The sequence below is a fragment of the Martinezella tropici genome, from assembly GCF_003287875.1.
GTDB lineage: Bacteria > Pseudomonadota > Alphaproteobacteria > Rhizobiales > Rhizobiaceae > Rhizobium > Rhizobium tropici_C.
In genome coordinates this window covers 391,273-416,391 of record NZ_QMKK01000025.1, presented here as the reverse complement: position 1 = coordinate 416,391, position 25,119 = coordinate 391,273, and the positions used below count along the sequence as shown (strand labels likewise).

The 25,119-nt window shown below is 59.7% G+C and carries 25 protein-coding genes; 14 read left to right on the top strand and 11 right to left on the bottom strand.

What is annotated here, in order from left to right; all coding sequences use genetic code 11:
- Positions 1-155 precede the first annotated feature (155 nt).
- The 4 genes from DQ393_RS10000 to DQ393_RS09985 form a co-directional block, all read right to left on the bottom strand.
- Positions 156-593, bottom strand: a complete 438-nt coding sequence (locus tag DQ393_RS10000; protein ID WP_146758968.1) for a hypothetical protein — start codon at positions 591-593, stop codon at positions 156-158.
- Between the two features lie 257 nt (positions 594-850).
- Entirely contained in the window at positions 851-1,612 is a 762-nt protein-coding gene (locus tag DQ393_RS09995) for an amino acid ABC transporter ATP-binding protein (protein ID WP_112341605.1), read from the bottom strand.
- Positions 1,609-2,289: an amino acid ABC transporter permease gene (locus DQ393_RS09990; RefSeq protein WP_112341604.1), complete on the bottom strand. Its 681-nt coding sequence runs from the start codon at positions 2,287-2,289 to the stop codon at positions 1,609-1,611. Before DQ393_RS09990 ends, DQ393_RS09995 begins: the two co-directional genes overlap by 4 nt.
- An 85-nt stretch (positions 2,290-2,374) precedes the next feature.
- Positions 2,375-3,148, bottom strand: a complete 774-nt coding sequence (locus DQ393_RS09985) for an amino acid ABC transporter substrate-binding protein (protein ID WP_112341603.1) — start codon at positions 3,146-3,148, stop codon at positions 2,375-2,377.
- 512 nt (positions 3,149-3,660) lie between these two features.
- On the opposite strand from DQ393_RS09985, the gene DQ393_RS09980 reads away from it, so the two are divergent.
- Positions 3,661-4,641: an SGNH/GDSL hydrolase family protein gene (locus tag DQ393_RS09980; RefSeq protein WP_181592307.1), complete on the top strand. Its 981-nt coding sequence runs from the start codon at positions 3,661-3,663 to the stop codon at positions 4,639-4,641.
- The gene (locus DQ393_RS09975; protein WP_169645222.1) at positions 4,634-5,707 is read left to right on the top strand and encodes an acyltransferase family protein; all 1,074 of its coding nucleotides are present in this window, start codon (positions 4,634-4,636) and stop codon (positions 5,705-5,707) included. Before DQ393_RS09980 ends, DQ393_RS09975 begins: the two co-directional genes overlap by 8 nt.
- A gap of 82 nt (positions 5,708-5,789) precedes the next feature.
- On the opposite strand, the gene DQ393_RS09970 is transcribed toward DQ393_RS09975, so the two are convergent.
- Positions 5,790-6,662, bottom strand: coding sequence for a DMT family transporter (locus DQ393_RS09970; protein WP_112341600.1), 873 nt, complete (start codon positions 6,660-6,662; stop codon positions 5,790-5,792).
- A gap of 256 nt (positions 6,663-6,918) precedes the next feature.
- Here DQ393_RS09970 and DQ393_RS09965 point away from each other — a divergent pair, with 256 nt between their 5' ends.
- Both DQ393_RS09965 and ispG read left to right on the top strand, forming a co-directional pair.
- Entirely contained in the window at positions 6,919-8,118 is a 1,200-nt protein-coding gene (locus tag DQ393_RS09965; protein WP_112341599.1) for an MFS transporter, read from the top strand.
- A 127-nt stretch (positions 8,119-8,245) separates the two neighbouring features.
- Entirely contained in the window at positions 8,246-9,499 is a 1,254-nt protein-coding gene (gene ispG, locus DQ393_RS09960) for a flavodoxin-dependent (E)-4-hydroxy-3-methylbut-2-enyl-diphosphate synthase (protein WP_112341598.1), read from the top strand.
- 25 nt (positions 9,500-9,524) lie between these two features.
- Here ispG and DQ393_RS09955 read toward each other — a convergent pair whose 3' ends face one another.
- Both DQ393_RS09955 and DQ393_RS09950 read right to left on the bottom strand, forming a co-directional pair.
- A complete protein-coding gene (locus DQ393_RS09955; RefSeq protein WP_112341597.1) occupies positions 9,525-10,166 on the bottom strand; it encodes a LysE family translocator in 642 nt (213 codons plus the stop codon).
- A 237-nt stretch (positions 10,167-10,403) separates the two neighbouring features.
- Entirely contained in the window at positions 10,404-11,318 is a 915-nt protein-coding gene (locus tag DQ393_RS09950; protein WP_112341596.1) for a polyprenyl synthetase family protein, read from the bottom strand.
- A gap of 179 nt (positions 11,319-11,497) precedes the next feature.
- Here DQ393_RS09950 and mtgA point away from each other — a divergent pair, with 179 nt between their 5' ends.
- The 3 genes from mtgA to rpmF all read left to right on the top strand — a co-directional run bounded on the left by mtgA (position 11,498) and on the right by rpmF (position 13,434).
- Positions 11,498-12,247, top strand: coding sequence for a monofunctional biosynthetic peptidoglycan transglycosylase (gene mtgA / locus DQ393_RS09945; RefSeq protein ID WP_432421997.1), 750 nt, complete (start codon positions 11,498-11,500; stop codon positions 12,245-12,247).
- 174 nt (positions 12,248-12,421) lie between these two features.
- Positions 12,422-13,069 carry a glutathione S-transferase family protein gene (locus DQ393_RS09940; RefSeq protein WP_112341595.1) on the top strand — a complete coding sequence of 216 codons (648 nt, stop codon included), beginning with the start codon at positions 12,422-12,424 and terminating at the stop codon, positions 13,067-13,069.
- A gap of 179 nt (positions 13,070-13,248) precedes the next feature.
- Complete coding sequence (rpmF, locus tag DQ393_RS09935; RefSeq protein WP_003543812.1) at positions 13,249-13,434, top strand: 50S ribosomal protein L32; 186 nt, start codon at positions 13,249-13,251, stop codon at positions 13,432-13,434.
- Between the two features lie 345 nt (positions 13,435-13,779).
- Here the strand turns inward: rpmF and phaR are convergent, their stop codons facing one another.
- Positions 13,780-14,352, bottom strand: a complete 573-nt coding sequence (gene phaR, locus DQ393_RS09930; protein WP_112341594.1) for a polyhydroxyalkanoate synthesis repressor PhaR — start codon at positions 14,350-14,352, stop codon at positions 13,780-13,782.
- Between the two features lie 241 nt (positions 14,353-14,593).
- Here phaR and DQ393_RS09925 point away from each other — a divergent pair, with 241 nt between their 5' ends.
- Together DQ393_RS09925 and DQ393_RS09920 are read left to right on the top strand one after the other, a co-directional pair.
- The gene (locus DQ393_RS09925) at positions 14,594-15,775 is read left to right on the top strand and encodes an acetyl-CoA C-acetyltransferase (protein WP_112341593.1); all 1,182 of its coding nucleotides are present in this window, start codon (positions 14,594-14,596) and stop codon (positions 15,773-15,775) included.
- A gap of 160 nt (positions 15,776-15,935) precedes the next feature.
- Positions 15,936-16,661, top strand: a complete 726-nt coding sequence (locus DQ393_RS09920; RefSeq protein ID WP_112341592.1) for a beta-ketoacyl-ACP reductase — start codon at positions 15,936-15,938, stop codon at positions 16,659-16,661.
- A 115-nt stretch (positions 16,662-16,776) separates the two neighbouring features.
- Here DQ393_RS09920 and DQ393_RS33385 read toward each other — a convergent pair whose 3' ends face one another.
- The 3 genes from DQ393_RS33385 to DQ393_RS09910 all read right to left on the bottom strand — a co-directional run bounded on the left by DQ393_RS33385 (position 16,777) and on the right by DQ393_RS09910 (position 17,562).
- Positions 16,777-16,953: a hypothetical protein gene (locus DQ393_RS33385; protein WP_169645216.1), complete on the bottom strand. Its 177-nt coding sequence runs from the start codon at positions 16,951-16,953 to the stop codon at positions 16,777-16,779.
- 152 nt (positions 16,954-17,105) lie between these two features.
- Positions 17,106-17,360, bottom strand: a complete 255-nt coding sequence (locus DQ393_RS09915) for a YMGG-like glycine zipper-containing protein (RefSeq protein WP_112341591.1) — start codon at positions 17,358-17,360, stop codon at positions 17,106-17,108.
- Between the two features lie 46 nt (positions 17,361-17,406).
- Positions 17,407-17,562: a DUF3309 family protein gene (locus DQ393_RS09910; RefSeq protein ID WP_112341589.1), complete on the bottom strand. Its 156-nt coding sequence runs from the start codon at positions 17,560-17,562 to the stop codon at positions 17,407-17,409.
- Between the two features lie 1,224 nt (positions 17,563-18,786).
- Here DQ393_RS09910 and DQ393_RS09905 point away from each other — a divergent pair.
- The 5 genes from DQ393_RS09905 to DQ393_RS09885 all read left to right on the top strand — a co-directional run bounded on the left by DQ393_RS09905 (position 18,787) and on the right by DQ393_RS09885 (position 25,105).
- Positions 18,787-21,921 carry a helicase-related protein gene (locus DQ393_RS09905; protein WP_112341588.1) on the top strand — a complete coding sequence of 1,045 codons (3,135 nt, stop codon included), beginning with the start codon at positions 18,787-18,789 and terminating at the stop codon, positions 21,919-21,921.
- A 3-nt stretch (positions 21,922-21,924) separates the two neighbouring features.
- Positions 21,925-22,329, top strand: coding sequence for an RNA-binding S4 domain-containing protein (locus tag DQ393_RS09900; protein ID WP_112341585.1), 405 nt, complete (start codon positions 21,925-21,927; stop codon positions 22,327-22,329).
- Between the two features lie 196 nt (positions 22,330-22,525).
- Positions 22,526-22,864: a ferredoxin FdxA gene (fdxA, locus tag DQ393_RS09895; protein ID WP_112341737.1), complete on the top strand. Its 339-nt coding sequence runs from the start codon at positions 22,526-22,528 to the stop codon at positions 22,862-22,864.
- Between the two features lie 398 nt (positions 22,865-23,262).
- Positions 23,263-23,835, top strand: a complete 573-nt coding sequence (locus DQ393_RS09890; RefSeq protein ID WP_112341583.1) for a CarD family transcriptional regulator — start codon at positions 23,263-23,265, stop codon at positions 23,833-23,835.
- Positions 23,836-24,241: 406 nt separating this feature from the next.
- A complete protein-coding gene (locus DQ393_RS09885) occupies positions 24,242-25,105 on the top strand; it encodes an RNA polymerase factor sigma-32 (protein ID WP_112341582.1) in 864 nt (287 codons plus the stop codon).
- Positions 25,106-25,119: the final 14 nt, after the last annotated feature.

Below are 25,119 nucleotides of genomic sequence, written 5' to 3'. Positions count from 1 at the left end.
TTCGCCGGATGGTTACACCATCCTGCCCATGCGCCTTCCTACCACTACGAGAACGAGTGCCGTGTTCATGGCATTAGAGCTAACCGTAAAGTTGCGTAGCGTCAACTCAAGCCTTGCATCGATAAGGCCTTACAGGAGGATATATCGACCAACGACTAAGGCCGCGTATTGAGGTCGGGGCGAGCAGCGTATATCGCGCTGCGAAGCATCTCGGCGCCTTCTTCACCAAGCATGCGCTGCGACACGCCAGTATATTTAAGCTTCGTTTCCGCCGATTCTCGCCACGCGATGATAGCAGGGCTGGCACCTTCAGGAAGCTTCGCCATTTCTATCTGCGACCATCGGATTTCTACCGGTGAGCCTACCATCCGATTTACAACCAAGCCTGCTTCCCCCACGATCACATGAACCCGACGGCGTATCAAACTGAACGCGATAAATACGGCCCACAAGGCGAAGACACAGCCAGTGATTAGTGCGGTTGAGGAGCCGTAAAGTCCGTCCCGGATATTCCATATGGCACCAGCAACCATGATGAAGAGACTGACCAGCATATTTTTGGTCTTGCGTGGAGTTCGGCGAAGTTCCTGCAACGAATCGGCCCCTGACGTAATAACAGAATTAGAATCCTACCGACCGCCGAATGGCCCGCCAAGGTAGTGAATATGGTGTTTCACGGGTTTTCAATTTTCCAACCGAAGGCCGATCGGCGTTTCAGATATCCGCCGCACTCGCCGCGCAACTGGTCTGGCGACTATCGCTTCCGTCACTTTTTGCAAAATCGCAACAAAGCTGGGAACGCCCCGTCAGGAGTCTGATTACCGTGTATGGTTGCTCGCTGCGCTCTGGCTCAGATGTCGTAGCTGAGCCCGGAATTCAGTGTCGAGATGAATTGCTTCGTCCGCTCCTGTGCAGGGTTGGAGAAGATATTGCGTGAGGAGCCGGTCTCGACAATGTTGCCCGCTTCCAGGAAGACCACATTGTTGGCGATCTTCGAGGCCAAGCGCAGGTCGTGCGTTGCCATGACCATGGTCGTGCCCTCATTGGCGAGCTTGCCCAGCACGTCGACGACTTCGGCCGCCAGTTCAGGATCCAGTGCCGAAGTGGGTTCGTCGCAAAGCAGCACGCGCGGTGAGGGGGCAAGCGCCCGAGCGATGGCGACGCGCTGTTGCTGGCCGCCCGAGAGCGTCGAGGGCCATGCGTCGATCTTGTGCGCCATGCCGACCTTGGTCAGAAGCTCGACGGCGCGGGCGCGGGCCTTGTCCTGAGGCCAGCGCAGCACGGTCGTCAGGCCCTCCATGACGTTCTGGATTGCGGTCTGATGCGGAAAGAGCTGGAAGTTCTGGAAGACCATGCCCGTCTGGCGGCGGATCTTCTGGATATCCTGCCAGGACGGCTTCTTGCCTGGCTGGAAGGTAGCCGTTTCCTCGCCGATGCGGATCGTTCCGGCGGTTGGGATTTCCAAAAGGTTGATGCAGCGAAGCAGCGTGCTCTTGCCGCCACCCGAAGGTCCAACAAGCGCCGTCACCGTTCCCTCGGGGATCGTCAGGCTGATATCCTTGAGGATGACATTGTCGCCGAAGCGCTTTTCGATATGCGAAAGCTCGATCATGCTTGTGCCTCCAGCGTGCCGCCCGAGCGGGCGAAGCGGCGTTCGAGGTAGCCCTGTAGCGTCGAAAGAAAGGTGCTGAGCACGAGATAGATGATGGCGGCCTCGATATAGAGGATCAGCGGCTCATAGGTCGTCGCCACGATGCGCTGCGCGGCCTGAAACAGCTCGGGCACGGTGATGGCTGCGGCGAGCGACGTATCCTTGACCAGCGAAATGAAGGTGTTCGATAGCGGCGGTACGGCGACGCGCGCTGCCTGCGGCAGGATGGTACGGCTCATGGCCTGGCGCCAGTTCATGCCGATCGAATAGGCGGCTTCCCACTGGCCCTTCGGCACGGAGGAAATGACGGCGCGGATGATTTCGGATGTATAAGCGCCAACACTTAGCGTGAAGCCGATGATGGCGGCGGGAAAAGCGTCGAGCAGGACGCCGAGGCTCGGCAGGCCGTAGAAGATGACGAAGAGCTGCACCAGAAGTGGCGTGCCGCGGATCACCCAGACATAGAAGCGGGCGATGGCCACGAACGGCGCCGGGGCAAACAACCTGACGACCGCGGTGAGCAGACCGAGCAGAAGGCCGAGAACGAAGGTGATCAAGGTGAGCGGGATGGTGAAGACGAGCCCTGCCCAAAGCAGCGTGCCCAGTGACTCCCACATCAGTTGCAGCCAATGCTCCAAGGAGAAGCCTTTCGATAAGAGAATGCGTCCGGAGGTGACTCCGGACGCATCTTTTTCATAGTTTGGTGTCTCTGCCTATGCCTTCTTACTTCGAAACGTCCTGGCCGAAGTATTTCTTGGAGATCTTGTCATAGGTGCCGTCGGCCTTGATGTCGGCCAGCGCCTTGTTGATCGCAGCAAGCAGTTCCGGCTCGCCCTTGCGGATGATGACGGCAGAGAAATCGGCGTTGGACTGCTGCGCGACAATCTTCACCGGCGCATCGGGCTTGTGCTTCTTGAAATCGAGGAAGGAGAGGCTGTCATTGATGGTGGCGTCGGCGCGGCCGGTCAGCACGAGCTGGATCGACTGGTCGAAGCCGTCGGTGCCGACGAGTTCGGCGCCGGATTCGGTTGCGAGCTTGCCGAAGTTGCTGGTCAGCGACTGCGCCGCTTTCTTGCCCTTGAGATCGGCAAAATCCTTGATGCCACTGTTGCTCTCTTTGACGATCAGCACCGCCTTGGAGGCGATATAGGGCTCGGAGAAGTCATACTTCTTCTTGCGGGCCTCAGTAACGCCGACTTCGTTGATGACGGCATCGTAGCGGTTGGCGTCGAGGCCGGCGATCAGGCCGTCCCACTTGCCTTCCAGGAACTGCGCCTTGACGCCGAGCTTTCCGGCGATCGCTTCAGCGATCTCCACGTCGAAACCGGTCAGCTTGCCGCTTTCATCATGAAAGGTGAAGGGCGCATAGGTCCCTTCCGTGCCGACCTTGAAGACACCGGCCGACTGGATCGCCTTGAGGTTTTCGCCGGCATGGGCGGGGAGCAGGAAAGCCGCCTGCACGAGCGCGGCGGCGGCAACAGTCTTCAACCAGTTCATCGTTTTCTTCCGTTTCTGGAGCGTTCATTCAATGTTGCATACATCGCAGAAAAATTGCAGCGCGGAAGCGTAGAAAACTGCAAAAGAAACGGGCAATTGCGAATATTTTTCTCAAGAAATCGCGATCAGGCGGGCAAGAGAGCTGCCGTTTTCGATTGCCGCCCATAATTGCTGATCGATGGTGCAGTGCGGCATAGTGACAATTCACAATGCCGCCCTATTTGTCCCAATGTTGCTCCATTTCTCTCAATGTTGCCCAAGTGCAGCATGTGATTGTTAGTTGGTGCGGCAGCGTTCACGCAGGGCGTGCGCACCATCATGTGTCCTGGCGGTTTTGCCGGGAGACACGGGCGGCAATCAAACTGCGATTCTACTCGAAAATTTAAAGTGCAAATTGATCTGACGCAGCCCGAAGAGGTGATGAATTGCCCATCATTGCGCGCCGCCGGTCTTGGCCGGTCATGAGGACTCATGTCGCGATCGCGTCTCTCTTTCTGGGTTTATGTACATTCATGCCGAGCTTTGCGGCCGAAACGATCGAGCGGCCATCGAAGTGGATCGGCCGTGTCGCCGCCAGCGATGCGGCTTTCGGCTGGCCCGGCAGCGGTTTCGCGCTGCGTTTCGAAGGCACGTCGCTCTCGGCCACCCTCGTCGATACCGGGAAAAATAGCCTTGAGGTCGAACTCGACGGCGTTCCCCAGCGCCTCGATCTGCAAGCGGGGCAGCATCGATACCAGCTTGCCGATGCCTTGCCGCAGGGCGCCCATGAGGTTCGCGTGACGCGCCGCACCGAGGGATGGATCGGCGATACCATATTCGTTTCCGCCGAAACCGATGGGTCGTTCCTTCCCGCGGAAGCACCGGCCACAAAGCTGGTTGCAATCGGAGACTCCATTACCGCAGGCTATGGCCTCGAGGGCGTCGGTCCCGGGTGTAAATTCAGCCCCGGGACGGAAAATCAATATCTGACATATGCCGCGGTCGCGGCGCGCAGCCTCGGGATGGAACTTACGACCCTCGCCGTTTCGGGAATCGGCCTTTCGCGTGCCGGCAAGAACGCGAAAACCATGCTTGATGTCATCGACAGTGTGACGCCCTTGAGAAAGGGCGCACCCGCTCTCCCTGACGAGCGCGTTTCCGCGGTGGTCGTCAATCTCGGGACGAACGATTTTTCGGACAACAGGAATCCCGGCGATTTCATCGAGGAATACGTCAAGCTCGTCTTCAAGCTCAGATCTCAGTATCCAAAGGCGTATCTCTACGCCGCGCTCGGTCCGATGATGTCCCAGAAGGACTTCGATGTGGCCGAGAAAGCAATCCAGGCCGCCGTCCAGGCGAGCGCCGCGAAAGGCGAGACCCGCCTGCGATATCTGAATTTACGCGTCAAACCGAAGGACTTCGGATGCGATTGGCATCCAAGCCGCAGCACCAATGCGGCAATGGCAACCTTGTTGGAACAAGCTATCAGAGCGGATTGGGGCCCCCATGATTAACGAACAGACGCTTTCCATTCAGCGGTCGAACTCGAGACAATTGGATTCCCTCCAGTTTCTCCGGTTCGTGGCCGCCTTTTCCGTCGTTCTCTTCCATTTCGGAAGCGGCCTTGCGATCGAATACCATCTCGATCGCAATTATTTCTTCATGGGCGCAACCGGCGTCGACGTTTTCTTCGTTCTTAGCGGCTTCATCATCAGCTACTCGTCCGACCCGGCGCGCGGACTCGTCTATTTCGCTCGCAAGCGGATTTCCAGGATCGTTCCGCTCTACTGGCTGCTGACATTCGTGGTCGTCCTGATTGCGCTTGTGAAACCCAGCCTGCTCAATTCGACGATCGTGACCGTGGAAACGATCGTCAAATCTCTTCTTTTCGTTCCCTATCAGAAAACCGGCGGTGCCGTGCAGCCGATCCTTTTCCTGGGCTGGACGCTTTGTTACGAGGTGTTCTTCTACATAATTTACGGCGCCTGCCTGATCTTTGGCGCCAGGGCAACCTGGTTCGCCTCCGCGGCCGTTCTCTTCCTGATCGCGCTGCATGAGATTTGGCCGGAGGGATCCGTCGAATGGCGTTTCTATACAAATCCGATCTTGATCGAATTCGTTCTCGGCATGATGCTTCATAAGGCATATTCGGCATACAGTACCTTCAGGAACGGATCGAATGTCGCCGCCGTCCTGCTCGTTCTTCTGGCCTGCGGGGCTCATTTCTTCATCGTGACATTCGCCGGCCCCAGTCTTTTCGCCTCAAGCCTGTTCGCCGTCCTGCTCGTCTCGGGCTTCCTGCTCATGCGGATGCCATCGGGGAAAATATGGGCCATTCTGGTTCTGCTGGGAGATGCGTCCTACTCGCTTTACCTCATCCATCCCTACACGCTGCAGCTTCCGCTCAAGCTGCTCGGCAAGCACCTCTCCCTACCCTTCGTGACGGGCATATTGGCGGTGGTCACGCTTTGCACGATTGGGATCTCGGTGGTGCTTCTCAAATTCTTCGAGCGGCCGATGCAGGCTCTTCTCATGCGGCAGCCGAAACCCATCGAACAGACCGTCGCTCCGGCGGGGTGAAATCCAACATCCTGCCGCGGGTTGCAAGCTTCGCCCGCCGGGCAGTTTGCGCTTGCATTTGTAGAAAACGCGTTGGTCCGGCTCAAGCCGCAGCCGTGCGCTTCTTCATACGCTCGCTGATAATGATGATGAACCCTGCGCTCAGGATCAGGATGGCGCCGATGAAGGTGTTGGGGCCGGGGATGTCGCCCCAGATCAGGTAGCCGAGCAGGAAGGCCCAGACGAGCGAGGTATATTCGAACGGCGCCAGCACGGAGACGGGGGCCTGGCGCATGCCTTCGAACAGCGCCAGCTGGCCGGCGCCGGCGATGATGCCGGTGAGCGCGAGCAGGACGATCTGGAACGGCGTTGGCATGTGCCAGTGGACGATCGCCATGCCGGCGGTCAGGATGATGAACAGGATATTGGAGACGGCCATCTGGATATGGCTCTTCTCGTGCAGCGCTGTTTTCCGCAGCAACACCATGCCGCTCGCCCAAAGGACGGCGGCCTGCAGTGCCAGATAGACCGGCCAGGAAATCGAAAGCCCCACGGGATTGGAGGCGATCACCACGCCGCAGAAACCGACGCCGACCGCCATCCAGCGGGCGACGGTGACCTTTTCGCGCAGCACGATGGTTGCGAGAATCGTGCCGACGATCGGTGCGGCGTAATAGAGCGTCGTCACTTCGGCGAGCTGCAGATAGGATGCCGCCGAATAATAGGAAATCCAGGCGATCAGGATGATGATGCTGCGCACGATCATCGGCTTGATGATCGGCGAGCGCGCCACCTTATGGACGAGCGAGGGCCCCTCGAAGACGAAGCAGCCGGCAAGGATGGTGCAGCTTCGGATGAACAGGACCTGCCAGACTGGGATGGAGGCGACGAGCAGCTTCACCGCCGAATCGTGGGCGGTGAACAGCATGTAGGCAAACACCGTAAGCAGGATGCCATAGCTGATGGAATTTTTCACGGGGATGCACCAGAGGATGACCCGGCTTGGGCCGGCTGAAGAATCTTTCAGGCCTCAACCGATAGGAGCCTACTTTTCTGCCGTCAATAGAGCTTTTCGCTAGCGACCTATGGTCACGAATTATTTATTCGGGGTTGTGGTGTCTTTGCCTCCGCTTTAACAGACGGAGACGAAATGTGACCGTTTTGGCTGTTTTCGATCGTTGCGATTTCAATCGATTTAAATAGACTGCGGCCACCGATTTGGAGGAATTTTCATGGACGACATGACCAGGAGGGAGGGTTTTGAGGCAAAAAGGAGCGGATTCTTCACAAAACCGCGCGCGGCCGTCTCGCTGATGTTCCTGCTGAACGGCTTCATGGTTGGCTGCTGGGCGCCGAAAATTCCCGAATTCGCCGAGCGGCTGCAACTGACGAAATTCGAGCTCGGCCTGATGATCCTCGTCTTCGGTGTCGGCTCGCTCGTCATGATGCCGCTTGCCGGCGCGCAGATCGCCGTGCGCGGCTCGCGCATCGTCGTGCGTGCCTTCGCGGTGCTGCTGCTGCCGATGATCCTGGCGCTGACGCTGGCGCCGAATGTCTGGACCGCGGCGATTGCTCTCTTCCTCTTCGGCGGCTTCATTGGCGCCATGGACGTGGCGATGAACGCCAATGCCGTCTCGGTCGAAAAGTCCATGCGCCGGGCGATCATGTCCTCGTGCCATGCTTTCTGGAGTTTGGGCGGCCTGCTCGGCTCGGCGATCGGCGGCCTGCTGATCTCGCGCCTGGGCGTTCTCGGCCATGCTGAGGCCTCGACCGCTATCGCCGTTCTTTTCCTCGTCGTGGCCTGGCCGATGCTTCTCAGTGATCAACCGCATCCCGACGAGGCCAAGCCAAAGGCAAAGCTGCCGATGATCCCGCTGCCCTGGCTGCTCGGCATCGTCGCGCTGTTCTGCATGGTGCCGGAAGGCGCCGTGCTCGATTGGAGCGCGCTCTATCTCAGCCAGGAAAAGGGGGCGTCGGTGGCACTCTCCGGTTTTGGCTTCGCCGCTTTCTCGGCCACCATGGCGACCATGCGCTTTGCCGGCGATTTCGTCCGCGACTGGCTGGGGGCGGTGCGCACGCTTCGCGTCTGCACGGTCTTTGCCATCGTCGGCATGCTGACGGCAGCACTGGCGCCAAACGCGGAGATCGCGATCCTCGGCTTTGCGCTCTGCGGCATCGGCATTTCCAACATGGTGCCGATCGCCTTTTCCGCCGCCGGCAATATTCCGGGGCTGCAGCCCGGCATCGGCATCTCGGTCGTGACCACGCTCGGCTATTCCGGCATGCTGGTCGCGCCGTCGGCCATCGGCTTTGCAGCCGAACATGTCGGCTTCTCGCCGGTCCTGATGGCGCTGCCGGTGCTGCTGCTCGTCGTATTGGCCTTGTCATCGCTCGCGCGCTACGCCGATGGCATCGGCGAGAGCAAGCATTAATTTCGTCGCTTTTGTCCGGTAGCGGGTGGGCTCCATTCGATCAAAAGAGATTGCCGCAGCGGTTGACAACGACCGCTCCGTGATCCACCTGAAAGACACCCATTTTCGAGGCCTGCGAGAGCTTTCCATGTCGTCCGCCACCGATTTCGATCCGAAACCGCGCCGTTCCTCCGTTGCCGTCGATGTCGGCGGCGTGATCGTCGGCGGCGGTGCCCCCGTCGTCGTGCAGTCCATGACCAATACCGATACGGCCGATATCGACTCGACCGTCGCCCAGGTCGCCGCCCTCTACAGAGCCGGCTCGGAGCTCGTGCGCATCACCGTCGATCGCGATGAAAGTGCGGCCGCCGTGCCGAAGATCCGCGAGCGGCTGCTGCGCCTCGGCATGGACGTGCCGCTGATCGGCGATTTCCATTATATCGGCCACAAGCTACTCGCCGATCATCCGGCTTGCGCTGAGGCGCTGGCGAAATACCGCATCAATCCCGGCAATGTCGGCTTCAAGGACAAGAAGGACAAGCAGTTCGCCGAAATCATCGAGATGGCGATCCGCTACGACAAGCCGGTGCGCATCGGCGTCAATTGGGGCTCGCTCGATCAGGATCTGCTGACCGCGCTGATGGACAAGAATGCCGCCGAAGGCTCGCCGCTCTCGGCCCGGCAGGTGACGCGCGAGACGATCGTGCAATCTGCGCTGATCTCGGCCAGCCTCGCGGAAGACATTGGCCTGCCGCGCAATCGCATCATCCTGTCGGCCAAGGTCAGCCAGGTGCAGGATCTGATTGCCGTCTACTCCATGCTGTCGGAGCGTTCCGACCATGCCCTGCATTTGGGCCTCACCGAAGCCGGCATGGGCTCGAAGGGCATCGTCGCTTCGGCCGCCGCCATGGGCTATGTGCTGCAGCACGGCATCGGCGATACGATCCGCGTTTCGCTGACGCCGGAGCCGAATGGCGACCGCACCCGCGAGGTGCAGGTGGCGCAGGAACTGCTGCAGGTCATGGGCTTCCGCCAGTTCATTCCGGTTGTCGCGGCATGTCCCGGCTGCGGCCGCACGACCTCGACGGTCTTCCAGGAACTGGCGCAGAACATCCAGAACGACATCCGCAAGAACATGCCGGTCTGGCGCGAGAAATATCCGGGCGTCGAGGCGCTGAACGTCGCCGTCATGGGCTGCATCGTCAATGGTCCGGGCGAAAGCAAGCACGCCGATATCGGCATTTCGCTGCCCGGTACCGGCGAGACGCCGGCCGCCCCCGTCTTCATCGACGGCCAAAAGGCCATGACGCTGCGCGGCCCGAACATCGCTTCCGATTTCGAGGCGTTAGTGACCGATTATATCGAAAAGCGATTCGGCCAGAAAAACGTCGCGGCCGAGTAATCCGCTGCTTAAAGCCGAGGCTGGATCAGATATTGCTCGTCAGCAGCTTGATGCCGGCGAAGCAGTAGAAGCCGGCCATGGCGCCCTCGATCCAGCGGCGCGCATTGCGATAGATTTTCAGCGCATGCGGCGTCGAAAACAGGATCGCATAGCCCATGAACACCACGAAACCGGTCACGCCGCAGACGGCGATGATTAGCATCGCGACTGAGCCCGGCGCGCCCTGCGGCATGCCGAGCGCGATGATGGCAAGCCAGGCGAAGATGGCCTTCGGGTTGGTCACGTGAATGCCGTAGCCGCGCAGGATCAGCGACTTGAAGCCTGGCGTTTTCGGCCCCTCGGCGGCGGTCGGCAGTTCCCCATTTGAGCGCACGGCGCGGAAGGCCTTATAGGCGAGGTAGAGCAGATAGAGGCCGCCGAAGATCTTCAGGATCTCCAGCGCCATCGCATAGGTCTGCAGCAGCGTGGCAAGACCCGCGGCCGCAGCCGTCGCCCAGGTCAGTGAGCCGCCGAAGATGCCGAGCGCCAGGGTCATGCCAGCCTTGCGGCCATGGGTCATCGAGGTACCGATGATGGCCATGATGGCGGGGCCGGGGCTGATGACCGCAACGATGTAAGCGATATAGGCCGGCAGGATGTGCGGCAGATAGGAAAGCGTTTCGCGCATGGAGATCATTCCCGAAGGGATTGGCACGGCCGCGAAGATTTCCGCGTCTACAGGCCAATACGGCACGGGAATGTGGCACAGAATGCGGCGGAAATCACCCGGCGACGCCATGGATTCTTGTGATGGTGACATTCCCGAGCTGAATGGGTAGCCGTACCGGTATGGATGGTAGCTGCCCATCCGGCCGGAAGGTCAGTGGTTCTGCCATCAGGCAACGCCGTGTGGAAGTCTTCGGGATCAGCTCTTGCGGTTCGCGATGAAGCGGGCGGTTTCCGTCAGGACATCCGCCTTGTCGCCATAGCCGGACAGCAGGTCGGCCGCTTCCTTCACCAGCCTTGCGAGCGTCACTTCCGCCCATTCCTGGCCGTGGAGAGCCACCAGCGTGCCTTTGCCACGGGCGGCATCCTTGCCGGTTGCCTTGCCCATGGTGGCGGTGTCCGCTGTCAGGTCGAGCAGATCGTCGGCGAGCTGGAAGGCAAGGCCGATCTTTTCACCGAAGGTCCGGAGTCGTTTGCGGTCTCCGACGGGGGCGCCTGAAATGATGGCGCCGGCCTCGCAGGCAAAGCGGATCAGCGCGCCCGTCTTCATCGCCTGCAGCGTGGTGATGCCGCCTTCGTCCGGCGCCTCCTTCTCCGCGGCGAGATCGAGCGCCTGGCCGCCGGCCATGCCGCCGATGCCGGCTGCGCGCGACAGTGCCAGCACAAGCGCTACTTTCCGGTCCGCCGGTAGCTCCGTTTCGGGTGCCGCGATGATATCGAAGGCATAGGTCAGCAGGCTGTCGCCCGCCAGGATCGCCGTCGCGTAGTCGAAGGCGATATGCACCGTCGGCTGGCCGCGGCGCAGGTCGTCATCGTCCATGGCGGGAAGATCGTCATGGACAAGGGAATAGCAGTGCACGCATTCGAGTGCCGCGCCGATCCTGAGTGCCGCCTTGGCATCGCCGCCGAGAAGGGCCGCGGATTCCATGACGAGAAAGGGCCGCAGCCGCTTGCCGCCGTTCAGCACGCCGTGACGCATCGCGCTTAGGAGCCGGGCAGGGCGGACGATCTCGTCACTGAGGCTGGCGTCGGCCAGAAGCCCGTTTAACATGGCTTCGATCTTGCCGGCATTGTCCTTGAGACGGTGCTCGAATGAGGAATGGGTGCTGTCCATGGCCGCTGTTTGGCATGAGAGGCGGTTGCTGGCAACGAGAATTGTCAACAGCCGGATGGGGAATTGCGTCACACTCTGGTCATCGCTTTGCGTAGACGGTATGACGAGTGCAGCATCAGAGCGTTTCCCGGATACATTAAGGGATGTACCGGGATGGAGCGGCCGTGGACGTCAGACATTTGGACATATCGACGGACAATGAGGGGGAGGAAGCCGAGGTGCCGCGACGCTCCTCCCTGTTGGCACGCTTCAGAGACCGTCCATTATGGCAGCGCATCGTCCTCGTCCTGATCGTCCTCTTGCTGCTGCCCTATTTCTTCATCGTCGTCTATGTGCTGCCGTTCATCCACCCTGTTTCCACTCTGATGATCGGCGATGCCGTTACCCTTCAGGGCTACGACCGCCGCTGGGTGCCGCTGGATAAAATCGCGCCGGTGCTGGTGAAATCCGTCATGGTCTCCGAGGACGGACAATTCTGTTATCACGGCGGTGTCGATTGGGGCGAGATGCGGGTGCTCGTCCAGGAAACGCTGCGCGGCAAGTCCACGCGCGGCGGCAGCACGATTCCGATGCAGACGGTGAAGAACCTGTTTTTATGGAACAGCCGCTCCTTCGTCCGCAAGACGCTGGAATTGCCTTTGGCGGTCTCCGCCTCGGCTGTGTGGTCGAAACGCCGGATGATGGAAATCTATCTGAATGTTGCCGAATGGGGGCCAGGCATCTACGGCATCGAAGCCGCGGCGCGCTACCATTTCAAGGTCCCGGCCTCCAAGCTCACGGCGCGTCAGGCGGCCCTTCTTGCCGTCTCGCTTCCCAATCCGATCGATCGGGTGGCGAGCAAGCCGGGGCGGGGGCTTGGCCAGCTTGCCTCGCTGATCCAGCGCCGCGCGCGCAATGCCGACGCATATATCAAATGCCTTTATGACTGATATCAGAACTTGTCGTTCGATCGGCTTGTCGTCATCTGGCATCCTTCGCTGTGACCTACGGGCGGGTGACCTGCCAATGACGATCGGACCGCCGCCCTCCGGCGCGTTCGAGGACACGAACCATTCGAGGAACTCTTCCCCTTCGAGTTCCGACGCTAAAAAGGGAACAAGATCGTGAGCAAGCTCACCCTCTACATCGGCAACAAGAATTATTCCTCCTGGTCGTTCCGGCCGTGGATCGCGCTCGAAGGCTGCGGCATCGCTTTCGAGGAGGTGCTGATCCCGTTCGATTTTCCGGCGGGCAATCCGAACATTCGCGAGGTCTCGCCGACAGGCAAGGTGCCGATGCTGGTGCATGACGGCTTCAAGGTGTGGGAGTCGCTTGCCATCATCGAATACGTGGCCGAGCTTTTCCCCGATGCCGGTCTTCTGCCTAAGGACCGGCAGGCCCGCGCGCTGGCGCGATCCCACAGCATGGAGATGCTTTCGGGCTTCGGCGCCTTGCGCAATGCCTGCCCGATGGACATGCGTCGCCCGGTGAGCCGCCTCGACCTCCCGGAAGGGGTGACGGAAGACGTGGCGCGCATCGAAACCATCTGGCGCGAGGCGCGTTCCCGCTCCGGCGGTCCCTTCCTGTTCGGGACATTCTCCGGAGCCGATGCCATGTTCGCTCCGGTCGTCAGCCGCCTGGAACGGTACGACATTGCCGTCTCCGCCGATACGAGGAACTATATGGCCGTCATGAAAGCCCTGGCTGCCTGGAAGAAATGGGAGGAAGCGGCGTTGAAGGAAACGTGGATCGTGCCGGAGGACGAGGCTTGACCGCCTGATTTGGCGTCGATATCTCCGAATCAAGCGCTGCGGGCAAAAAATGCTCGAAGGGACTGGTCAAAGCCCAACAAGCCATGTATAAGCCCGCCCAAATTCCGAAATTGATGCATGTCTGTTTCGGCCGCCTTGCTGGCCGTGGATATGTTTCGTCCGTACATGGAGTAACGAGAATGGCTGTACCGAAGAGAAAAACGAGCCCGTCCAAGCGCGGTATGCGCCGCTCGGCTGACGCCCTGAAGGCTCCGACCTATGTCGAAGACAAGAACTCCGGCGAACTGCGTCGCCCGCATCACATCGACCTGAAGACCGGCATGTATCGCGGTCGCCAGGTTCTGACGCCGAAGGAAAGCGCATAATTCAAGCGCTGCCTTGGTGGCATGACTTAAAGGCTGGCGTTTCGCCGGCCTTTTTCTGTTTGTGATTGGGGTTTGTGCGGGGGAGGCGGCTGCTTGCGTGCCGTGCGGCTGATACCCCCTCTGTCCCTTTCGGGACATCTCCCCCACAAGGGGGGAGATCGTTGGGAGTATGTCGCTTCTTCCTGGAATAAACTTTATAGGTCAGCTTCAGCAGATGCGCCTGTGATTTGTGGCGAGAAGGTACTGCGAATTACCATCTCCCCCCTTGTGGGAAGATGTCACGAAGTGACGGAGGGGGTGAAAACTCTCCATGAACGCACAGACCTTTTCCAGTGCCGTCTTATCTCACAAACTATCCAGCTTGCTCTGCATGGCGCGAAGCTGTTCCTTCAGCTCGTCGATATCCTTGGCTTCGGCCTTGCGGCTTTCCTTGGCCGGCGGCTTCATGAAGGGGGAGAACATCTGCATGGCCTGCTGGAACATTTCAGTGTTGCGGCGGACCTGCTCCTCGACCATCTGCATAGGCAGCTGAAGATTCTTGCCGAGCGGCGTTTCGCCGAAGGCGCGATTGATCTGTTCGCGCATCTGCGTCTGCTGCTCCGTGAAGGCGCGCATGGAATGCTCAAGGAAGCTCGGGACGACCATCTGCATCTGGTCGCCGTAATAGCCGATAAGCTGCCGGAGGAAGGAAATCGGCAGCAGCGTGTTGCCGGTCTTTGATTCCTGCTCGAAAATGATCTGCGTCAGGACCGAATGCGTAATGTCTTCGCCGCTCTTGGCATCCTGGACAGTGAATTCCTCGCCTTTCTTCACCATCTCCGCCAGGTCGTCTAGCGTCACGTAGGTGCTGGTGCCGGTATTGTATAGGCGGCGATTCGCATATTTCTTGATTACGATCTGGCCCTCATTCTTTGCCATTATCAGTTCTCCTGGCCCCGTCTGATTGTATGGAATACTCCTCCACCCCTGAGTGTAGACGCAAAAGAAGCTTGGTGACAATCGCTTTGTGCGATGCGGCAAGCCAATCCTTTGATTGGATTTCTCGCGGGCAATGACGGCTTCATAAAATCTGCACGCGGGAAATTCTTGCAATTTGACTCCGGCGCAAAGCTTTGACAGTTTCGGCTCATATATGCGTTCATTTTCCGAGGAGGCTTCCATGAGCAGTTCATCCATCGTCGTCGCCAGCGCGGCCCGCACTGCCGTCGGCTCATTCAACGGTGCTTTTGCGAGCGTTCCGGCTCATGAGCTTGGCGCCACCGCCATCAAAGGCGCGCTGGAGCGTGCCGGCGTCGATGCCAAGGAAGTCGATGAAGTGATCCTCGGTCAGGTGCTTCAGGCCGGTGAAGGGCAGAACCCGGCCCGTCAGGCCGCGATGAAGGCCGGCATTCCGCAGGAAGCGACCGCCTGGGGCGTCAACCAGCTTTGCGGCTCCGGCCTGCGCGCCGTGGCTCTCGGCATGCAGCAGATCGCGACCGGCGATGCGAAGATCATCGTCGCCGGCGGCCAGGAATCCATGTCGATGGCACCGCATGCGGCAAACCTTCGTGCGGGCACCAAGATGGGCGACATGAAGATGATCGACACCATGATCAAGGATGGCCTGACGGATGCCTTCTACGGCTATCACATGGGGATTACGGCCGAAAACATCGCGCGGCGGTGGCAGCTTTCCCGCGAGGAACAGGATCAGTTCGCCGTTTCCTCCCAGAACAAGGCCGAAGCCGCGCAGAAGGCCGGCCGGTTCAAGGACGAGATCGTTCCCTTCACCATCCAGACGCGCAAAGGCGATGTAACCGTCGATGCCGACGAATATATCCGCCACGGCGCGACGCTCGACGGCATGGTGAAGTTGCGCCCGGCCTTCGACAAGGAAGGGACCGTCACGGCCGGCAACGCTTCTGGCCTCAATGACGGTGCGGCTGCCGCCGTGCTGATGACGGAGGCGGAAGCCTCGCGCCGCGGCATTCAGCCGCTTGCCCGCATCGTTTCCTGGGCAACAGCCGGCGTCGATCCGCAGATCATGGGCACCGGGCCGATCCCAGCCTCGCGCAGGGCATTGGAAAAGGCCGGATGGTCCGTCGCCGATCTCGATCTCGTCGAAGCCAACGAAGCTTTTGCCGCCCAGGCTTGCGCCGTGAACAAGGATCTCGGCTGGGATACGTCGATCGTCAACGTCAACGGCGGCGCAATCGCCATCGGGCACCCGATCGGCGCCTCCGGCGCCCGCGTCCTCAATACGCTGCTGTTCGAAATGAAGCGCCGCGGCGCCCGCAAGGGGCTTGCCACGTTGTGCATCGGCGGCGGCATGGGTGTCGCCATGTGCTTCGAAGCGCTTTAAAATCAAAGAAATAGAGCATGATGATCCGAAAACCGCTCATACTTTTCGGCATCATGCTCGGGGGCGTTTTGAAAGGAATTTTCCAGAAGAAGTGGTGAAAGCGAGCGGGCGACCCGACCTTCGGGCGTCCCGCCTCCGCAGCAAAAAAGGGGAGTGGCACATGAGCAGAGTGGCATTGGTAACCGGGGGTACGCGCGGCATCGGCGCGGCCATTTCGATGGCGCTGCACAATGCGGGTTACAAGGTGGCGGCGACCTATGCCGGCAACGATGAGAAAGCCAGGGCTTTCCACGATGTGACCGGCATCGCCGTCTATAAATGGGATGTCACCGATTACGAAGCCTGCGGCAAAGGCATAGCCAAGGTCGAGCACGATCTCGGCCATGTCGATGTGCTGGTCAATAATGCCGGCATTACCCGCGACGCCATGTTCCACAAGATGACGCCGCAGCAGTGGCACGAAGTCATCAATACGAACCTCACCGGCCTGTTCAACATGACGCATCATGTCTGGCAGGGCATGCGCGACCGCAGCTTCGGCCGCGTGATCAATATCTCTTCGATCAATGGTCAGAAGGGGCAGATGGGGCAGGCGAATTACTCTGCCGCCAAGGCCGGCGATCTCGGCTTCACCAAGGCGCTAGCCCAGGAAGGTGCTGCCAAGAACATCACCGTCAATGCCATTTGCCCCGGCTATATCGGCACGGAAATGGTGCTGGCGGTGCCGGAAAAGGTATTGAACGAGCGCATCATCCCGCAGATCCCGGTGGGCCGCCTGGGCGAGCCGGAGGAGATCGCCCGCATCGCGGTTTTCCTTGCCAGCGATGATGCCGGTTTCATTACGGGATCGACGATAACGGCCAATGGCGGCCAGTTCTTCGTCTAGAGCAATTCCGGGAAAGTACGCGGTGGGCTCGGGATTTCCATGAAAAGCTGATGCGCTCTTGCCCGCCTGCGTCAGGGAGAAGATTGCCGGATAGAAGTCACAACCGATCCGGCAATCATCCTCGGCCTGAATTTGCCTGTTGCCGCTGCCGTGGCTTGAATTCCAGGATCACGGCTTCCAACGCCACCCGTTGCTTCTTCTCTTTGTCCCGCATCCGCGCCGCGCTTCCAAGCGCGTAAAAAGTGGTGCCGATGAGCGCGAATGCTGCAATGCTTGCGATGATTGCGGCCATGGTGCCGTTCCTTTCTCAAAACACTGCTCCCTTCCCGAGACCGATCGTGCGGGAAGAGGATTCTCTCAGAAACTGAGGCTTCCAGGGCCTGGCCCCGAGGGTCGGATGTCCGCGACCGAGCCGCAGAAGCGGCCGGTCGCGGCCCTCAGGCCTTAGCGGCAACGAGCTTCGTAGCGATGGCCGTAGCGGTCGCGATAGATGCAATAGCCGCGGCGCTCATGGGAGCGTCCGATGAGATTGCCGACGACGCCGCCGGCAACAGCGCCGACTGCCGCGCCGCCCCAGCTATGGGTGGCCACGCCGCCGATCAGGGCGCCAGTGCCGGCACCGATGGCAGTCCCTTTTTCCGTTGCCGTGCACGACGCTAAAGCGCCGACAAGGGCGATCGCGACGATGATCTTCTTCATGGTGTTAGCTCCCTGGTGTTGTGAAGTTTGAACATTGACCTGCGGATCAGATCCGCCCCATCAATAACAAAATGAGGACAATGACGAGAACAAGTCCGAGCCCGCCCGATGGACCGTACCCCCATCCCCGGCTGTACCCCCAGTTGGGCAGTGCCCCGATCAGCAGCAGAATCAATATGACAAGCAATACCGTACCAAGCATGATATGTCTCCTCCATGTCCATCGCTTGAATGGCGCCGGCAATTTCCTTCATTCCGGCACTATGGTCCAGCGGTTCCAGCTCGAATCGGTTTCCTAGTGAATGGGCGGAGTTCCTCAATTCTGCAGATAGAAACTTGCGTCGCAGAAAATTGTTCCGGCTAAGAAATAAAAAGGCGGGAATGCCGGCGGGAGCGCATTCAGCCGGATATTAACGCGACGGCGCGATACAGGTGTGGAAAGAGGCTGCGGCGATTTGCTATTATGGTTAAAATACCATTAAAATACAATATGTTGCGGTGAACAAAGAGAGAAAAGAAGCATGTCCGTGATTCGTCGGTGATTCGTTCTGCCTTTGGACTTTGGTTAATGTCCTGGTGCCTTCTTACAGGTTGCCGACATGCAGAAAGAGCGAAATCGGGTATGCGGGGGAAGGCGCCTTCCAGCCTCGTTCGGTTTGGGTTGAATGGGCCTACGAAGAGGTTTGGTGCCCTTGCCGCCTCCCGAATTTCGATGCTGTCCTGGCGAAAAGAAATATGTAGCCGTGAAATCCGGGCGCTGCGGCCCCGGCGTTTTACAGATAATCACATCCTGTACGTGTATTTGCGAATTCGTTATATTTGCGCTCGTTAAAAGATTGATCGCAATTCCTGATTCGGCGGGAATCGTGGGTTCAACCATTCAGAGTCCTGTATGCCTCGGCCGCCGAAACGCTAAATATGGTATAGAACAAAAGAGGAATCCTGTGGAATCAGCGATTCGTCTCCGATTCGTTCTGGCTTTGACCTCAGATCTCGAAGAGAAGGGCGCTGTTCCGAAAATCCGATGATTTACAGATAATTAACCATAAAACATAGCGATCTTCGCCGGCTTTGGATTCTCGGCTTGACTCCTTTTCTCGTGGAAAAGGCACTGAAATGAGATTCAGCATTTGGTGTGACTCTTTCCATCGAAATCCATATATTGTAGTGAACAAAAAAAGAACGCTGGCGAGTCAGCGATTCGTCTCCGATTCGTTCTCAAGGTGTTCCGCGATCGTCGGGACTCGCATGAGATGCAGGGTTAATGTGGCTTACGGTTGAGATCGTCAATAATGAAATCGGTTGTTGCGGTGGCTGTTTTTTTATTCAGGTCTTGCCTTTGTCGCATATGGTCGTCATCTCTTCGTTTCCTCCTTGGGGAACTTGCTGATCGAAAGACGGTGGTTTCTCGCCCATGCACGGACCAATGACACAGACTTCGCAGCCCATGATCCTGAGCGGACGCGGCGTGACCGCGGTGCTCGGACCGACCAATACCGGCAAGACCCATTATGCCATCGAACGCATGGTGGCGCACGGCAGCGGCGTGATCGGCCTGCCGCTGCGGCTGCTGGCGCGCGAGGTCTATACCCGCGTCGTCGAAAAGGTCGGGGCTCAGCATGTCGCGCTTGTCACGGGCGAGGAAAAAATATCTCCGCCCAATGCCCGCTTTTCCGTCTGCACCGTCGAAGCCATGCCGCGCGAGACGCGTGCCTCCTTCGTCGCCATAGACGAGGTCCAGCTTGCTGGCGATCTAGAGCGCGGCCATATCTTCACGGACCGCATCCTGCACCTGCGCGGCCGCGACGAGACGCTGCTATTGGGTGCCGGCACGATGCGGCCCATCCTCGAACAGCTTCTGCCTGGGATCACCGTCCTTGAGCGGCCACGGCTGTCGCATCTTTTCTATGCCGGGCAGAAGAAGATCACGCGCTTGCCGCAGCGCACCGCGATTGTGGCTTTTTCCGCCGATGAGGTCTATGCGATTGCCGAGCTCATCCGCCGCCAGCGTGGCGGCGCCGCCGTCGTGCTTGGGGCGCTCAGCCCGCGTACCCGCAATGCGCAAGTAGCCCTCTACCAGGCCGGCGATGTCGAATATCTGGTCGCGACCGATGCGATCGGCATGGGCCTCAATCTCGATGTCGACCATGTCGCCTTTGCCCAGGACCGCAAGTTCGACGGCTATCAGTTCCGTAACCTCAATCCGGCCGAGCTCGGCCAGATCGCCGGCCGCGCCGGCCGTCATCTCAAGGACGGCACCTTCGGCGTGACGGGGCAGGTGGACCCGTTCGACGACGAGCTGGTCCGCCGGATCGAGGGACACGAATTCGACATGGTCAAGGTGCTGCAATGGCGCAGCAAGGATCTGGATTTCGCTTCGATCGCAGCTCTGCGCGCCAGTTTGGAAGACGCGCCGCGCGTGCAGGGGTTGACGCGGGCGCTGCCTGCGGTAGACCAGCAGGCGTTGGAATATTTGTCACGCGATCTGGAGATAGTCGATCTTGCCAGCAACCCGGCTCGGGTTGAGAAATTGTGGGAGGCCTGCGCGCTTCCCGACTATCGGCGCATTACGCCTGCCCAGCACGCCGATCTTATTGCCGCCCTCTTTTCCGACCTGGTGCGCTATGGCACGGTGAAAGAGGACTTCCTGGCCGAACAGGTGCATCGTGCCGATCGGACGGATGGCGAGATCGACACGCTTTCGGCGCGAATCGCGCAGATAAGGACTTGGACCTATGTGTCGAACCGGCCCGGCTGGCTTGCCGATCCGACACACTGGCAAGAAAAGACGCGGGAAATCGAAGATCGATTGTCCGACGCGTTACATGAGAGGTTGACGAAACGCTTTGTTGATCGCAGGACATCTGTGCTCATGAAGCGCCTGAGAGAGAATGCGATGCTGGAAGCTGAAATCAGTGTGAATGGGGATGTCTTCGTCGAAGGGCATCATGTGGGACAGTTGACCGGTTTCCGGTTCACGCCGGTTGCCGGCACCGAGGGGCCGGACGCGAAGGCCGTCCAGACAGCCTCCCAGAAGGCGCTGTCGCTGGAATTCGAGGCGCGCGCCGCGCGTCTGCATGCGGCTGGCAACAGCGATCTTGCGATCAGCGCCGACGGCCTCGTGCGCTGGCTCGGCGATCCCGTGGCGCGTCTGTCGGGAAGCGATCATATCATGCGTCCGCGCGTGATCCTGCTTGCCGACGAGCAGCTGACGGGCAATGCGCGCGATCATGTCGCCTCGCGCATCGAGCGCTTCGTGAACCATCATATCAGCACGATCCTGAAGCCGCTCGACGATCTTCAGCGTGCCGAGGATCTGCAGGGCCTCGCCAAGGGGCTGGCTTTCCAGCTGGTGGAGAATCTCGGCGTTCTGTTCCGCCGCGACGTGACCGAAGAGGTGAAGTCGCTGGATCAGGATGCGCGCGCCTCCATGCGCCGCTACGGCGTCCGCTTCGGCGCCTATCATATTTTCGTGCCCGCATTGCTGAAGCCGGCCCCCGCCGAACTCATCACGCTGCTCTGGGCTCTGAAGAACGATGGCCTGGACAAGCCGGGCTATGGCGATCTGATCCCCGTTCTCGCCGCCGGCCGTACCTCGGTCGTCACCGATCCGGGCTATGAGCGCATGTTCTACAAGCTTGCCGGCTTCCGCTTTCTTGGAAAGCGCGCGGTCCGCATCGATATTCTCGAGCGCCTGGCGGATCTCATCCGTCCGCTCCTGCAGTGGAAGCCCGGCCAGGCTTCGCGCCCCGAAGGCGCTTATGACGGTCGCCGCTTCACCACGACGACCGCCATGCTCTCCATCCTCGGTGCGACGCTCGAGGACATGGAGGAAATTCTCAAGGGTCTCGGCTACCGCGCCGATTCGGTGAAGGCCGAGGAGGCCACGGCCTTCCTTGCCCAGCAGGATGCCGCGGCGACACCGGCATCGCCGGCTGCGGAAGCCGCTGCCGAAAAGACCGATCATGACGACGCCGACGCTGCGGGCGACGAGCCGGCTAAGGAACCGGAAGCCGTCGCGCAGGAAGCAGCTCCCGCCGCCGAAGCCTCCGTCGAACCGGTGGCAGCGGCAGCTGACGTTGCCGAGGCTGCCGACACTGAAGCCGCTGCCGCGGAGCCTGCTGAGCCGAAGCCAGTTCTGCTCTGGCGCCTGGGTGGCCGCAACGATAATCAGCAGCGCCAAGGCGGCCGCGGTCATGGTGACCGTCGCGGTCAGCAGGGCGAGGGCCGCGGTCAGCACGGCAATCGCCGTGGCGGTGGCGAGCAGCAGGCGAGCGGTGGCGAGGGCAATCGCGAGGGACGTGACCGTCGCGATGGCCGTGACAACCGCGGCGGTGACAAGGGGCCGCGCGCCAACCGCGAGGGCGGCCGTCCGCAGCATCAGGGCAACCGGGGTGACCGTCAGGAGCGTGGCGAACGCAATGACCGGAACGATCGCAACAATCGCGGTGCATCGCAGCCATTGCGCTTCGAGGCCAAGCCGCCGCGCAAAGAAAAGCCGATCGATCCGGATTCTCCTTTCGCCAAGCTCGCTGCCCTCAAGGAGCAGATGAAGAAATAACCCATGACGGACGAGAGACAGCCATTTTCCGGTTCGCGCCAGCGCATCGACAAATGGCTGTTCTTTGCCCGCATGGTGAAATCCCGCTCGCTGGCGCAGCTCTACGTTCAGAACGGCAGCGTACGGGTCAATGGCGAGCGGATTGTGCAGCCGAGTTTCGGCGTCAAGGCGGGCGACCGTATCGAGCTCTCGCTGGAGCGCCGAGATGTCGTCCTCATCGTGCGTGCCGCCGGCGAGCGCCGAGGCCCTTTCGAGGAAGCCAAGCTGCTCTATGAGGACCTAACGCCGCCGCCGGATGAGACAAAACGCCTCACCCCGTTCGAGCAGGCATTACGGGCGCCGGGGAGTGGAAGGCCCACGAAGCGCGATCGCCGTGCAATCGATCGCCTGATCTCGGACGACGATTAGAAAACTCTGCCCGTCTCAGGCCGCTTTCCAGATTGTTTGTCCTTGAAATTGGATGACAAAGTCGATACCTCACCATCAACCTGCCGGTAACCAGCCGGGCGGCGCGTTTGCGCTTGATCCCCGTTCGGCTCCGCGGGAGCGCGCGACGTTCCAGGTTGCGCATCCGCGGAAGCTAAAGACATTCCTGGAGTGCTTCGTGACATATGTCGTGACCGATAATTGCGTCCGCTGCAAATATACCGATTGCGTGGAAGTCTGCCCTGTTGACTGCTTCTACGAAGGCGAGAACTTCCTCGTCATCCATCCCGACGAATGCATCGATTGCGGTGTCTGCGAACCGGAATGTCCCGCCGAGGCGATTAAACCCGATACGGAGCCGGGTCTCGACAAGTGGCTGAAGATCAATATGGAGTATGCCGCCATCTGGCCCAACATCACGGTCAAGCGCGACCCGTTGCCGGAAGCCAAGGAGATGGATGGCGAAGAAGGAAAGTTCGAGAAGTATTTCTCGGCGAACCCAGGAACCGGCGACTGACCGAGGGCCGTGACAGGCGGTCGATAAAGGTGTAGTCGATATCGCAGAAAGCGAATCATTGCCGTCAGGCCGCATAGCGGTCAACGTGGCCCTTTTGGCGCGCGTACAGCAAATTATTGATTTCCTCAGATTTTTGTGATAGGTTCCGCACACTGATCCACTGCGGCATTTCGCATGCCCAAAACCATCACGAAAGCAAATCACCAATCCGTACGCGGTTTCCTTGACATATCAACCGTTTGTGTTGTCGGGTCTTAGATCGCGATGGGTGGGTTTCTGTTTGCATAAGTCTGGCTGGACCAGGATGAAGTGACCCCGACGGTACGTCCGTCTCATCCGGGCCTGACTGACCCGGCACCCGGCCCAACCGGGCGCGTAACAGGGAGTTTTTGAAAAGAATGACGACCCAGCAGAAAAAACCTTCAGCAGCACGCCATGGCTTCAAAACTGGTGAAGCGATCGTTTATCCCGCCCACGGCGTCGGCACGATCACTGCCATCGAAGAGCAAGAAGTCGCAGGCATGAAGCTCGAGCTGTTCGTAATCGACTTCGAGAAAGACAAGATGCGCCTGAAGGTGCCGGTGGCCAAGGCCATGAGCATCGGCATGCGCAAGCTTTCCGAGACGGATTTCGTCGAGCGGGCGCTGAAGGTCGTGCAGGGCAAAGCCCGCGTGAAGCGCACCATGTGGTCGCGTCGCGCGCAGGAATATGATGCCAAAATCAATTCCGGCGATCTGCTCTCCATCGCCGAGGTGGTTCGCGATCTCTATCGCGCCGAGAACCAGCCCGAGCAGTCCTATTCCGAACGTCAGCTTTACGAAGCTGCGCTCGATCGCATGGCGCGCGAAATTGCAGCCGTCAACAAGATGTCGGAAACCGAAGCCGTTCGCCTTGTCGAGACCAATCTCAACAAGGGTCCCAAGCGTGGCAAGGTCGTCGAGGAAGACGATTCCCAGGACGAAGCAGCCTAAGGCGAGCGCGCCAATCCAGCTTCAAAAAACCCGGCCTTCGTGCCGGGTTTTTTCTTTGGAACCTTTTTGCTTCTGCCGCGTTTAAGCCTCGTGTTAACGGTCGGTGTGAGTGCACTCCTGTGGGGAGAGGTTCCGGACTGGCCGTATTATCGACATTCACGAGGACCGGCCTATGCGTTTTCATCCGAAGCCCCCCGGCGATCTGAACATGCTTCAATCGTCAGACCCATTCGCTGAGATCGAACAAGACTAGTCATCGATTATCCGGCGAACCGGATATCGGTCTCCAATTTGAATTTCATTCATTGATTTCCATCCGAGCAGCGATGTTCGGAAACGATACTTGTTGCCCTTTTCGTCGACCGCGGCACTGAAGACGACTTGAGGCTGAACCTAGGAGATGCGTATGACGAACATGTCTGCAGATCGACGTATGATCAAAGTCGCGATGGCTGCTCCCTATCTCGATCGCGACGAAGAACATGATCTTGCTATACGCTGGAAGGATCATGATGATCGCGGCGCCCGCAACCAGATAGCAACTGCCCATATGCGCCTCGTCATTTCCATGGCGGGCAAATTCCGCAATTTCGGACTGCCCATGAGCGATCTCGTCCAGGAGGGCTATGTCGGCCTCCTCGAGGCAGCCGCCCGTTTCGAACCGGAACGGGAAGTTCGCTTCTCGACCTATGCAAGCTGGTGGATCCGCGCTTCCATCCAGGACTATATTCTGCGCAATTGGTCGATCGTGCGTGGTGGCACGAGTTCGGCGCAGAAGGCCTTGTTCTTCAATCTTCGACGCCTGCGCGCCAAGCTCGCCCGCAGCAATTCGAGCGTTACCGTCCAGTCCATCCATGAGGAAATCGCAGTTGCGCTCGGGGTCAGTCTTGCCGACGTGCAGACCATGGATGCGCGCCTTTCCAGCAGCGATACGTCCCTGCAGGCGCCGTCGATATCAAGCGATTCCGAAAGCGCGGAACGTATCGATTTTCTCATCAGCGACGAACCGCTTCCGGACGAGCAGGTTTCCGACATGATCGACGGTGAACGCCGGCGCATATGGCTCGCTTCGGCGCTGAAGCATCTCAACGAACGCGAGATGAAGATCATCCAGGCACGACGCCTCGTGGAAGACGGAGCGACGCTCGAAGAACTCGGCGCCGATCTCGGAATTTCCAAGGAACGTGTGCGTCAGATCGAAAGCCGCGCAATGGACAAGCTCCGCAACGCGCTTGTCGATGCGGATCCTCGTATGGCGAGCTACGCGTGAGACTGCTCTTCTCC